We start from the raw sequence: 12,431 nt of genomic DNA on the forward strand, positions 1-12,431 counted from the left end.
ATCTCAGTAGTAGCGGATGGAATCGCGGCGCGGCTGTGTCACGCCCGGGCGGTCGATGGCATCGGGCGGATAATCCGGCACGTCCTTGCGGCCGCAGGCGGCGAGGCCGGACGCGGCGAGGATCAGCAGCAGGATGACGGGCTTGAAGCGCATCAGGCTTTGTCCCGCTTTTTGGCCTCTTGCGCAAGCTGCTTGCGCCAGCGCGCCACCTGCGTCTTCACGTTGGCCGGCGCGGTGCCGCCGTAGGAAATGCGGCTCTTCACCGAATTCTGCACGCCCAGTACGGCGAAGATGTCCCTGGTGATGCGCTTCTCCACGCTCTGCATTTCAGCCAGCGTCAGCGCCTCCAGCGGCTTGCCCTGCAGCTCGGCCATGCGCACCAGGCTGCCGGCCACGTGATGGGCCTGGCGGAACGGCATGTCGATCTTGCGCACGCACCAGTCGGCCAGATCGGTGGCGGTGGTGTAGCCCTCGCCGGCGGCATCCTGCATGCGCGGCGCATTGGCCTTGAGGTCGGCGATCATGCCGGCCGTGGCGGCGATGCAGAGTTCCAGGCTGTCGACCGCATCGAAGGTCGGCTCCTTGTCTTCCTGCATGTCCTTGCCATAGGTCATCGGCAGGCCCTTCATGGTGATCAGCAGGGCATTCAGGCTGCCGACGATGCGCCCCACCTTGCCGCGCACCAGTTCGGCGGCATCGGGATTGCGTTTCTGCGGCATGATCGATGAGCCGGTGGTGAAGGCATCGCTGAGCGTGACGAAGCGGAACTGCGCGCTGGTCCACAGCACGATCTCTTCGGCAAGGCGCGACAGATGCACGGCGCAGATCGCGGCAGCAGACAGGAATTCCAGCGCATAGTCGCGGTCGGCCACCGCATCGAGCGAATTCGCCATCGGCCGCGCAAAGCCCAGCTCCTTGGCGGTGCTGGCGCGGTCGATGGGCAGCGATGTGCCGGCCAGCGCCGCCGCACCCAGCGGGCTTTCGTTCAGGCGTTCGCGCGCGTCTTTCAGGCGCGAACGGTCACGCCCCACCATCTCGACATAGGCCATCATATGATGGCCGAAGGTGACCGGCTGCGCGGCCTGCAGATGGGTGAAGCCCGGCATCACCGTTGCGGCATACTCCTCGGCGCGGCGCAGCAGGGTCGTCTGCAACTCCAGCAGCCCGGCATCGATGCGGTCGATGGCATCGCGCACCCACAGGCGGAAATCGGTCGCCACCTGGTCGTTGCGCGAGCGCGCGGTGTGCAGCCGGCCGGCCGGTTTGCCGATCAGGTCGGACAGCCGCGCTTCCACATGCATGTGGATGTCTTCCAGCGCCAGGTCGATCTTGAACTTGCCGGCCTCGATTTCACGCAGAATTGTCTCCAGCCCGCGCAGGATTGTCTTGCCCTCGGCGGCGGAAATGAGACCCTGTCGCACCAGCATGCGGCAATGCGCCATCGAGCCGCGGATATCCTGGCGGTACAGCCGGCGGTCGAAGCGGATCGAGGCATTGATCTCGGTCATGATCGCCGCCGGGCCTGCGGCAAAGCGCCCGCCCCACATGCTGTTGGCTTGTTTACCGGGCGTCTTGCTCTTATGTGGTGTTTTGCGTGCGGCCATGATCGGGATGAATGCGGGTATGATGCGGTTTCTGGTGATGACGGTGATGGCGCTGGCGGTTCAATCCGCGACGGCGGCTGAACTCCCGCGCGTCGGCGAGATGCGGAAATTTAGCGTCTCGGCCGAACGGAAGCCAGTCGCGCCGGCCGAATTCCATGACCCCGAAGACAAGCCGACCAGTCTGGACGCCTATAAGGGCCAGGTGGTGCTGGTCAATCTCTGGGCCACCTGGTGTGTGCCCTGTCGTGAGGAGATGCCGGCGCTCGACCGCCTGCAGGGCCTGCGTGGTGGCAAGGATTTCACCGTGCTGCCGGTGGCGCAGGATCGCGCCGGCCGGGCCAAGGTGGAGAAGTTCCTCGGCGAGATCGGCGCGATGCGCCTGCCGGCGGCCCTGGATACCAGCATGAAGTCGGGTCGCGCCTGGGGCACCGTCGGCCTGCCCACCACCATTCTGATCGACCGCCAGGGCCGCGAGGTCGGCCGCCTGATCGGCGGGGCCGAATGGGACCATGCCGATGCGCTCAAGCTGATCGACGCGGTGATCGCGGAGAAATAGGGATCGCGGAGAAATAGCTCGTAACGCGTCGTTCCCGCGAAAGCGGGAACCCAGTCTCTCCGCCGGGCTGGATGCCCGCCTTCGCGGGCATGACGATGGTGGGTGTTAATCTGCCTCAGTTGCGAGTAATTCTCAAATAAGCTAACGTCCGCCCGAGACGGGGGACGATGACCACTTTCCGCGACGGCCTTTTTGCCGCTTTTTTCGATCATCAGGATGGCCTGAAGCGCTTCCTGCTGCGTCGGCTGGGCAATGCGGCGCTGGCCGAGGATCTGACGCAGGAAACCTGGCTGCGGGCGGCCTCGGCCAATGCCGCGCCGATCGAGAATCCCAAAAGCTATCTGTTCCGTGTTGCCGCCAATCTGGCCAACGATCACCTGCGTCGCGCCCGGCACGGCATCGAGCTGCAGGGGCAGGATACCGTGGTGCCGTTCTATGCCGATCCGCGGCCCTCGCCGGAACAGCAGGCCGCCGACCGCAGCGAATTGCAGCGCCTGCTGCGCGCGGTCGATGGCCTGAGCCCGCGGGCGCGCGAGGTTTTCATTCTGGCCAAGGTGCATGAGCTGAGCCATGCCGAGATCGCCCTGCGCCTCGGCATCGCCAAAAACACCGTGATGGTGCACATGGCCCATGCGCTGGAATACCTGCACATGCATTTTCAGCGCGATGCCGACTAATGGTAACGGGCACCGCGAAACGTCTCACTCAGTAGGCCGGTTGCCGGCCTGCGTTCTACCAAGGCCATCCCCCATGATGGCGCGAGGAATGATGGAGTCTGAAGACCACATATCGGCCCGGCAGGCAGCGCGGCACTGGTTTGTGCTGTTGCGCGACGATGCCGTAAGCGACGCGGACCGGCACGCCTTTTCCGCCTGGCTGGTGGCCGACCCGGCGCATCGGCAGGCCTGGAGCGAAACCGAGCAGCTCTGGCACCGCATGGATGCCGTGGTGCCGGTGTTGCGCGCCCGTGAACCGCTGCGCGAGACGGTACCGGCACCGCTGCTGTCGCGGCGCAGTTGGCTCAAGCAGGCCGCGGCTGCAGCCCTGGTGCTGGGCGGCGGCACGTATCTGGCCACCGCGCCTGCCGTCATGGCCGATCATCGCACCGCTGTGGGCGAGCGCCGCGTGATTGCGCTCCCCGATGGCTCGGTGGTTGATCTTGCCGGCGACAGTGCGGTTTCGGTTGCGATGGAGTCCGGCCTGCGTCGCGTCACGCTGCATCATGGCCAGGCCTATTTCCAGGTGGCGCCCGATGCGGCGCGGCCCTTCGTGGTGGCGGCCGGCAGCGGCGAGATCCGCGCGCTGGGCACCGCCTTCGATGTCAGGCTCGGGCAGGACAGCGTGCGCGTCGCGGTGAGCGAGCATGCCGTCGCCGTCACGTTGGATGGCGGCCGCCGCCACGAAGCAGTGCGCCTGGACGAGGGCCGTGCCCTGCAATACGGCGCCGGCGGGATCGGACCCGGTGCGGCGGCCGATATCGCCGCGCTGCTGTCCTGGCGCCAGGATCGGCTGTTCTTCCAGGAGGCGCCGCTGGCCGAGGTGGTGGCCGATCTCGACCGCTATCGGCCGGGCCGCATCGTGATCGCCGATGCCGCAGTCGCCGCCCTGCCGGTCACCGGCTTTTTCCACGCGGCCCAGGCCGAGGCGGCGCTGCAGACCATCGCGGCCACCCTGCCGGTGCGTCTGACCAGGCTGACCGACCGCCTGGTGATCATCCGCGCGCGCTGACCGGCCGGCCAGCCGATCCGCCGCCGGCAAAAATCTGCATACCCGACTAATTGTTCCGGCCCCGTCCATCCGTCTTAGCTTCACATGCTATCGCGTTTCAGTTGCAATTATTGCGGTCTCCATGAGATTCGCACTGTTCTTTCAAGGGGTTCGGGGATGACTCAGGATATAAAGGGCGGCATCAGCCAGGTCGCTGCGGCGGTGCTCTGCAGCCTTGCGGCCTTGGCGACACCAGTGGCGGTTCCGCTGCTGGCCAGCAGCCCGGCAGCGGCCCAGGCGGCCCAGACCCATGCTTTCGCCATTCCGGCCCAGCCGCTGGTCACGGCGCTGGCGCGCTTCACTGAAATCTCCGGCGTGCAGTTCTTCTTCGATGCCGGCATGGCACGCAACGCGCAGTCGCCGGGCGTGACCGGCAGCCTGACGGCCGAGGCGGCCCTGCAGGGCCTGCTGGCCGGCACCGGCCTGACCTACCGCTTCACCAATCCGACCACGGTGACGCTGGTGGAGATGCCGAAGACCGGCGCCGCGGCGGTGCTGCCTACCATCGCCATCGAAGGCCGCAAGACCAACAGCACCGCGGCGCTCGGCGAGCTGCCCGATCCCTATGCCGGCGGGCAGGTGGCACGCGGCGGCCGGCTCGGCATGCTCGGCAATCGTGATTTCATGGATACGCCGCTCAGCACCACCAGCTACACCGCCGCCAAGATCGAGGACCAGCAGGCCGTCAGCATGGCCGAGGTGGTCAGCAACGATCCGTCGGTGCGCGTCACCGGCCATGCTGGCGGCATCCTTGATGCGTTTTTCATCCGCGGCTTTCCGGTCAACGAAGGCAATGTCGGCGAGACCGCCTTCGATGGCGTCTATGGCGTCGCGCCCAGCTTCCGGGTGCTGACCGAATATGCCGAGCGGATCGAGGTGATCAAGGGCGCCACCGCGCTGCTCTACGGCATGGCGCCGAACAGCGCGGTCGGCGGCGGCATCAACATCGTGCCCAAGCGCGCGCTGGAAACCGATCTCAACCGCGTCACGCTGGATTACAGCGAGGAATCGCAGTTCGGCACCCGTGTCGATGTCAGCCGGCGCTATGGCGAGAACCGCGAATTCGGCATCCGCTTCAACGGCAGCTACCATGATGGCGACACCCAGGCCGACAACCAGTCGCGCACGGCCGCTGTCGGCGCGCTGGCGATGGATTACCGCACCGAGCGCTTCCGCGGGTCGGTCGACCTGATCCACCAGGCCGAGGATTTCAACGCGCCCGCGCGTCCGCTGTTCCTCACCACCGGCCTGGCGACACCGGATGCGCCGGATAACCGGCGCAACATCACGCAGTCCTGGGAATGGTCGGAAATCACCGATCAGGCCGGCCTGCTGAAGGGCGAACTCGATCTCAACGATCAGCTCACGCTGTTCGCCAATTTCGGCGGCGGCCAGACCCGCGTCGACCGCCTGTTCGGCGCGCCGACCATTCTCAACGCGGCAGGCAACACCTCGGTGACGCCGGCGCGCTGGGCGCAGGAAACCGACCGCATCGTCGGCGACAGCGGCCTGCGCGGCAAATTCGAGACCGGCGAGGTGAGCCACACCGCCACGCTGCAGGCGACGCGCTATCATGACGAGATCTCGCGTGGCACGGTCAATGCCGGGCAGGCGGTACTGTCGAATATCTACAATCCGGTGGCGCGGCCGGCGCAGAGCGTGGCCGAGCCGCGCTCGCTGCCCAAGGTGTCGGAAACAGACCTCACCGGCGTGGCGCTGGCCGACACCCTGGCGCTGCTGGATGAACGCATCCAGCTGACGCTGGGCATCCGCCACCAGATGGTGGACTCGCGCAATTTCAGCACGGCCGGCGCGGTCACCTCCAGCTACAGCGAAGACGCCAACACGCCGATGGCCGGCCTGGTGGTCAAGCCGTGGCAGCATGTCTCGCTCTACGGCAGCTATATCGAGGGCCTCAGCAAGGGCGATGTGGCGCCGAGCAATGCGATCAATGCCGGCGAGGCGATGGCGCCCTATGTCTCGAAGCAGTATGAGGCCGGCGTGAAGGTCGATTTCGGCCGCGTCGCCGCCACCGCGGCGCTGTTCCAGCTGACCAAGCCGTCCGGCCAGCTGGTCAACAGCGTGTATTCCGCCGATGGCGAGCAGCGCAATCGCGGGCTGGAGCTGAATGGCTTCGGCGAACTGCTGCCCAGCCTGCGCCTGCTCGGCGGCATCACCCTGATCGATGCCGAACTGACGCGGACGAATTCGGCCTCCACCGTCGGCAACCGCCCGGTTGGCGTGCCGGAGCTGCTCGGCAATCTGGGCCTGGAATGGGATGCGTCCTTCCTGCAGGGCCTGACGCTGACCGGCAATGCCATCTACACCGGCAGCCAGTATGTGAACACGCAGAACTCGCAGAGCATCCCCAGCTGGGTGCGCTACGATCTTGGCGCCCGCTACACCACCACGCTGGGCCAGACGCCCACCACGGTGCGCCTGGTGGTGCGCAACATCCTCGACACCAACTACTGGTCGGGCGTGTCCAGCTTCGGCGGACTCGGCCAGGGCGAGGCGCGCACCGTGCTGCTGTCCACCAGCTTCGATTTCTGAGGCGCAAAAAGAAAAGGGGCCGCAAGGCCCCTTTTTTCGTCTCCGATTGTCGCCGCTTCAGCGCGCCGCCCTTATCGGGTCGGCGTCGGATGTTCGCCGCGATAGTCGTAGAAGCCGCGATTGGTCTTGCGGCCGAGCCAGCCGGCCTCGACATACTTTACGAGAAGAGGACAGGGGCGATACTTGGAGTCGGCCAGGCCCTCGTAGAGCACCTGCATGATCGAGAGGCAGGTGTCGAGGCCGATGAAGTCGGCCAGCTGCAGCGGCCCCATCGGGTGGTTGGCGCCGAGCCGCATGGCGGTGTCGATGGCTTCCACCGAGCCGACACCTTCATACAGCGTGTAGATCGCCTCGTTGATCATCGGCAGCAGGATGCGGTTGACGATGAAGGCGGGGAAATCTTCCGAATTGGCCGGCTGCTTGCCCAGCCGCACGGTCAGTTCGCGCACCTGCTTGAAAGTGTCTTCATCGGTGGCGATGCCGCGGATCAGCTCGACCAGCGCCATCACCGGCACCGGGTTCATGAAATGCATGCCCATGAACTTTTCCGGCCGGTCGGTCGACGAGGCCAGACGCGTCACCGAGATCGACGAAGTATTCGTCGCCAGCAGCGCGCTCGGCTTCAGCACCGGGCAGAGATCGGCGAAGATCTTTTTCTTCAGGCCTTCGTTTTCGGTCGCGGCCTCGACGATGAAATCGGTCTCGGCGAAGGCGCGCACGTCGTTCGAGGTGCGGATCAGGCTGAGCGCCTTGGCCTTCTCGGCCTCGGTGATCTTGCCGCGGGCGACCTGGCGGTTCATGTTGCCGCCGATGGTCTCCAGCGCCTTGTCGAGCTGGACGGTATTGATGTCCTGCAGGACAACCTCATAGCCGGCCAGCGCGCAGACATGGGCGATACCATTGCCCATCTGGCCGGCGCCGATCACCCCAATGGTCTTGATCATGCGGTTCTCTGGCTCCGGTTACTTGGCAAGCTCGGCTTCGAGCTCGGGCAGGATCTTGAACAGGTCGCCGACCAGGCCGTAATCGGCCACCTGGAAGATCGGCGCCTCCTCGTCCTTGTTGATGGCGACGATCACCTTCGAGTCCTTCATGCCGGCGAGATGCTGGATCGCACCCGAGATGCCGACGGCGATATAGAGCTGCGGCGCCACGATCTTGCCGGTCTGGCCGACCTGGTAGTCGTTCGGCACGAAGCCGGCATCGACGGCGGCGCGGCTGGCGCCGACAGCGGCCCCCAGCTTGTCGGCCACGGCTTCGATCAGCTTGAAATTCTCGCCCGAACCCATGCCGCGGCCACCGGAAACGACGATCTTGGCCGCCGTCAGTTCCGGACGGTCCGACTTCTGCAGCTCCTGGCCGATGAACTTCGACAGGCCCGGATCAGTGGCGGCCGGCGCGGTCTCGATGGCGGCCGAACCGCCTTCAGCGGCGGCAGCGGCAAAGCCGGTCGTGCGCACGGTGATGACCTTGATGGCATCCGACGACTGCACGGTGGCCATGGCGTTGCCGGCATAGATCGGGCGCACGAAGGTATCAGCCGACTTCACTTCGACGATGCCGGAAATCTGCATCACATCGAGCAATGCTGCGACGCGCGGCAGCACGTTCTTGCCCGAGGTGGTTTCCGGCGCGACGATGGCGGCATAGGCCTTGCCCAGGCCGGCGACCAGCACGGACAGCGCCTCGGCCAGGCCATGGCCATACTGCGCGGCATCCACATGGATCACCTTGGCGACACCGGCGACCTTGGCGGCAGCGGCGGCGGCAGCACCGGCATTCTCGCCGGCGACCAGCACATGCACATCGCCGCCGATCTTGCTGGCGGCAGTCACGGCATTGAGCGTCGCACCCTTCAGCGATGCGTTATCGTGTTCAGCAAGGACAAGAACGCTCATCTCAGATCACTCCCGCTTCGGTCTTCAGCTTCTGCACCAGGGTGGCAACGTCCGGCACCTTGATGCCGGCCTGGCGCTTGGGCGGCTCTTCCACCGACAGCGTCTTCAGCCTTGCAGTGATATCGACGCCGAAATCCTCGGGCGTCTTCTCGTCGATCGGCTTCTTCTTCGCCTTCATGATATTGGGCAGCGACGCATAGCGCGGCTCGTTCAGGCGCAGGTCAGTGGTCACCACGGCCGGCAGCGTGAGTTCGACCGTCTCCAGGCCGCCGTCCACTTCGCGCACCACCGTGGTCTTGCCATCAGCCAGCGCCACCTTGTTCGCGAAGGTGCCCTGCGGCCAGCCCATCAGGGCCGCCAGCATCTGGCCGGTCTGGTTGCTGTCGTCGTCGATCGCCTGCTTGCCGACGATCACCAGCTGCGGCTGTTCGGCCGCGGCGATCTTGGCGAGAATCTTGGCCACCGCCAGCGGCTGCACTTCGGCGTCGGTCTTCACCAGGATGCCGCGGTCGGCGCCCATGGCCAGCGCGGTGCGGATGGTTTCCTGCGCCTGGGCCGGGCCGATCGAGACGGCGATGACTTCAGTGGCGATGCCGGCCTCTTTCAGGCGCACGGCTTCTTCGACGGCGATTTCGTCGAACGGATTCATCGACATCTTGACGTTGGCGAGATCCACACCCGTCTTGTCCGCCTTGACGCGGATCTTGACGTTGTAGTCCACCACGCGCTTGACCGCGACCAGAACCTTCATGGACAGCAACCCTGATTGTTAGTGCTACAGCTGCGAGAAAAACGGCATTCGGCGATACGGCGCGCGGCATTGCATCTGTGTCCGCACGCGTTTTTCGCGCTGCACACTATAACCCGTGTTTGGGGCTGTCAACGAACCGCCATGCCGTCTTCAGGGGGCCGACGCAGCAGCCAAGTGCCTCTGCCGCTGGGGAAATTCGCCCCCGGCGGGAAGAAGTTTCAGCCCGCCGCAGCACTAGCCCAGCGCGCGCGCCAAGCCTGGAACATCAGCACCGTCCACAGGGCATGCTGCCAGTTGCGCCGGCCGCTTAAATGCTCCTGCCAGCGCTGTTGCACCGGGCCCGGATCGATCAGGCCGTCGCGCCGCAGGCTGGCGTCTGACAGCAGGTCGCCGGCCCAGTCCTTCAGCGGTCCGCGCAGCCAGTCGCCCACCGGCATGCCGAAGCCGGTTTTCGGCCGTTCCACCATCGCGCGCGGCACGTATTTGTAGAGCACCTGCCGCAGCAGCTTTTTCCCCTGGTTGCCGTCCAGCAGCCGGTCGGGCGGCAGGGTCCAGGCATATTCGACCACGCGGTGATCCAGCAGCGGCACGCGCGCTTCCAGCGCGACCGCCATGCTGGCACGGTCCACCTTGGTCAGGATGTCGTCGGGCAGATAGGTGGTCATGTCGCGATAGCGCAGGCGGGCGATGGTTTCCGGCAGGTCGTCGGCCAGCGTCGTATCCTGCGCGGCGCGCGGGCCGGCACCTGATACCATCGCTTCGCCATCCCATTGCGAGACCAGCGCGCCATACATGGCATCCGCATCGGCCTCGGCCAGGATGGCGGCGCCCTTGTGAATCTTGTCGCCGATGAATTTCGGCTTGTAGCGCGCGGGCACCGGGCTCAGCAGCGTATCCCAGGCATCGGGCGACAGCATCTGCAGCATGCCGGCGCCGGCGCGGCGCAGCGGCACGGGCAGCGGCCCGACGCCGTTCCACACCCGGTCGATGCCCAGATAGCGCACATAGCCGGCGAAGATCTCGTCGCCGCCATCGCCCGACAGCGACACGGTCACCTGTTCGCGCGCCAGCTTGGAGACAAGATAGGTCGGGATTTGCGAGCTATCGGAAAACGGCTCGTCATACATGAAGGGCAGGTCGGGGATCACATCGCGCGCATGGGCGGGATCGATCACCAGTTCGGTATGGTCGGTGCCCAGATGCTTGGCCACCGCGCGGGCATGGTCGGCCTCGTTGAAATCCTTGTCCTGGAAGCCGATGGAAAAGGTCTTCACGGCTTGCGTCGACTGCGCCTGCATCAGCGCCACGACTGTGGACGAGTCTATGCCGCCCGACAAAAACGCGCCCAGCGGCACATCGGCCATCATGCGGCGCTTCACGGCATCCTTCAGCAGGTCGTGCAGCACCTCCAGCTGTTCGGCTTCGCTGCGCGTATCGCGGTTGCGCATGCCGTCGCGCGCGATCTGGCGCAGATCCCAGAAGCAGGTCAGGGTTTCGCGGCCATCGGGATCGAGGCGCAGGATATGGCCGGGCTCCAGCTTCTGCACATTGCTGTGAATCGAGCGCGGCGCCGGCACATAGCCGTAGCGCAGATAGCCGGCGAGCGCGGTCGGGTCCAGCTGCGGCGCCCAGCCCGGATAGGCGGTCAGCGCCTTCAGCTCCGACCCGAACAGCAGGGCCGGGCCTTCATCGGTATTCTGCTTGCTCCAGTAGACCGGCTTGATGCCCAGCCGGTCACGCACCAGCCAGATCACGCGCTCCTTGCGGTCCCACAGGGCAAAGGCAAACATGCCGATGAAACGCGGGATGGCTTTCTCGACACCCCAGGCGGCGCAGGCCTCCAGCAACACTTCGGTATCCGATGTGCCGCGCCAGTTCACGCCGGGCAGATCGCGTGCCACCTCGGCGGCGTTGAAGATTTCGCCGTTGTAGCAGATCACGAAGCGCTCGCTGGCGCTCAGCATCGGCTGCGCGCCGGTCGGCGTCAGGTCGACGATGGCGAGGCGGCGATGGCCCAGCGCCAGGCCGGCGCCCGCGTCAACCCAGCGGGTATCGGCATCGGGGCCGCGATAGGCAATGGCATCGGTCATCGCCTTCACCCGTGTCGCCAACAGGTCGGGCGGGGTCTCGCGCCAGGTCAGGAAGCCGGCAATGCCGCACATAAGAGAGTGTCCTATCGGCCGGGGAGGGCTGCCCTGTGTTTAGGCGAGGCTGGCGACGAGGTAAAGCGACGACTGGGTCCCCGCCCCGGCGGGTCCTGCACGGTTGCCCTCTCTTAATTATTTTCTTATTAAGGGGAAATAACCACAGTTTAGAGAAATAATTTCGGGAATACGTCGTGCCGGCCAGAAAAGAACGTTTCGATTTCGAAGAGCATATGTTGGCGGGGGATATCCTCCGCAAAGCCGAGAGCGATCTGGTGCTGCTCGCCATGGCGGCGCATGAAGCCTATGGCAAGGGCCTGTTCGGGCGGATCATGCGGCTGGCCAAGGCCGCGGCCGAGATTCGCACCGCGCTGGACAGTCGGGTCAGTGCCGAGCATCCGCGCTCGGTCGATATGGTGAATGGCGTCAGGATCACGAACATCTATTTCGGCGCGCGCGAGGATGTGCCGATCCGGGACGTGCAGGGCGCGCCGCATGATTTCCGCGCGGAATTCCGCCGGCGTGCCGGCCTGGTGGAGATCAGCCCGGAAGAGAAACGGGCCGGCCGGCCGCGCGCGCTGGATGCGGCGCGTCTGGCGCAGGCGCGCGAGATGCTGGCGCAGCCCAACCGGACGATCGAGGGCGTGGCGGCCGAACTCGGCATCGCCGCCAGCACGCTCTATCGCTATGTGCCCGGCGGCCGGTCGGCGGTGCTGAGCGGCGCCGCGGCCGAGCGCGAGTGATCGTCGGCGAGGCTCAAATGAAGGATGCCATTGGGCGCCAGCTTGAATTATAGCATTTATTGACATTTTTTCCTATTGTACTAAATTTGTTCCATGCAGTCAAGCATGGAGCTTCGCCATGTCCGAGCCAGTCACCGTCCCGCACCCTGGCCCCACCCCCTCGGGCCGCAAATCCCCGGTCACCATTCCCTGGCGTCTGGTCGCCCGCCGGCTGGCCGAGGGCGAGAAGCCCGGCGCCATCGCCGCCGGCCTCGGGCTGGAGGAAGACCGCATCTGGCGCCATCTGCGCCGCAGCCTGCGGTTCCGCTTCTACCTGCGACAGGCGCTGGAGCGGCAGCAGATGCTGGCCGGCCTGCAACTGGCGGCGGCGGGTCGCAGCGCCATGCTCAGTCGCGGCCTGCAGCCCGAAAGCCTG

Annotated in this window: 12 protein-coding genes; 6 read left to right on the plus strand and 6 right to left on the minus strand. The window is 65.9% G+C overall.

Annotated elements, in window-relative coordinates; translation table 11 throughout:
- Positions 1-3: 3 nt before the first annotated feature.
- Entirely contained in the window at positions 4-153 is a 150-nt protein-coding gene (locus AAG799_RS13165) for a hypothetical protein (RefSeq protein ID WP_341896591.1), read from the minus strand.
- A complete protein-coding gene (gene argH / locus AAG799_RS13170; protein ID WP_341896593.1) occupies positions 153-1,604 on the minus strand; it encodes an argininosuccinate lyase in 1,452 nt (483 codons plus the stop codon). The genes AAG799_RS13165 and argH overlap by 1 nt, the downstream gene beginning before the upstream one ends.
- Before the next feature lie 19 nt (positions 1,605-1,623).
- Here argH and AAG799_RS13175 point away from each other — a divergent pair, with 19 nt between their 5' ends.
- The 4 genes from AAG799_RS13175 to AAG799_RS13190 all read left to right on the plus strand — a co-directional run bounded on the left by AAG799_RS13175 (position 1,624) and on the right by AAG799_RS13190 (position 6,480).
- On the plus strand, positions 1,624-2,160 hold the full coding sequence (locus tag AAG799_RS13175) for a TlpA disulfide reductase family protein (RefSeq protein WP_341896595.1): 537 nt from the start codon (positions 1,624-1,626) through the stop codon (positions 2,158-2,160).
- A 167-nt stretch (positions 2,161-2,327) separates the two neighbouring features.
- Positions 2,328-2,837, plus strand: a complete 510-nt coding sequence (locus AAG799_RS13180) for an RNA polymerase sigma factor (RefSeq protein WP_341896597.1) — start codon at positions 2,328-2,330, stop codon at positions 2,835-2,837.
- Between the two features lie 88 nt (positions 2,838-2,925).
- Entirely contained in the window at positions 2,926-3,888 is a 963-nt protein-coding gene (locus AAG799_RS13185; RefSeq protein ID WP_341896599.1) for a FecR family protein, read from the plus strand.
- Between the two features lie 156 nt (positions 3,889-4,044).
- Positions 4,045-6,480: a TonB-dependent receptor gene (locus AAG799_RS13190; RefSeq protein ID WP_341896601.1), complete on the plus strand. Its 2,436-nt coding sequence runs from the start codon at positions 4,045-4,047 to the stop codon at positions 6,478-6,480.
- A gap of 71 nt (positions 6,481-6,551) precedes the next feature.
- Here AAG799_RS13190 and AAG799_RS13195 read toward each other — a convergent pair whose 3' ends face one another.
- From AAG799_RS13195 to asnB, 4 genes are all read right to left on the minus strand, one after another.
- Positions 6,552-7,424, minus strand: a complete 873-nt coding sequence (locus AAG799_RS13195; protein ID WP_341896603.1) for a 3-hydroxybutyryl-CoA dehydrogenase — start codon at positions 7,422-7,424, stop codon at positions 6,552-6,554.
- 18 nt (positions 7,425-7,442) lie between these two features.
- Positions 7,443-8,378: an FAD-binding protein gene (locus AAG799_RS13200; RefSeq protein ID WP_341896605.1), complete on the minus strand. Its 936-nt coding sequence runs from the start codon at positions 8,376-8,378 to the stop codon at positions 7,443-7,445.
- Between the two features lies 1 nt (position 8,379).
- Positions 8,380-9,129: an electron transfer flavoprotein subunit beta/FixA family protein gene (locus AAG799_RS13205; RefSeq protein WP_341896608.1), complete on the minus strand. Its 750-nt coding sequence runs from the start codon at positions 9,127-9,129 to the stop codon at positions 8,380-8,382.
- Positions 9,130-9,347: 218 nt separating this feature from the next.
- Positions 9,348-11,291: an asparagine synthase (glutamine-hydrolyzing) gene (gene asnB / locus AAG799_RS13210; protein WP_341896610.1), complete on the minus strand. Its 1,944-nt coding sequence runs from the start codon at positions 11,289-11,291 to the stop codon at positions 9,348-9,350.
- A gap of 176 nt (positions 11,292-11,467) precedes the next feature.
- On the opposite strand from asnB, the gene AAG799_RS13215 reads away from it, so the two are divergent.
- On the plus strand, positions 11,468-12,016 hold the full coding sequence (locus AAG799_RS13215) for a helix-turn-helix domain-containing protein (RefSeq protein WP_341896612.1): 549 nt from the start codon (positions 11,468-11,470) through the stop codon (positions 12,014-12,016).
- Positions 12,017-12,134: 118 nt separating this feature from the next.
- The coding region (locus AAG799_RS13220) for a hypothetical protein (protein WP_341896614.1) at positions 12,135-12,431 on the plus strand (297 nt) is incomplete at its 3' end.

The organism is Ferrovibrio terrae (assembly GCF_943371255.1).
GTDB classification, from domain to species: Bacteria; Pseudomonadota; Alphaproteobacteria; order Ferrovibrionales; family Ferrovibrionaceae; genus Ferrovibrio; species Ferrovibrio terrae_B.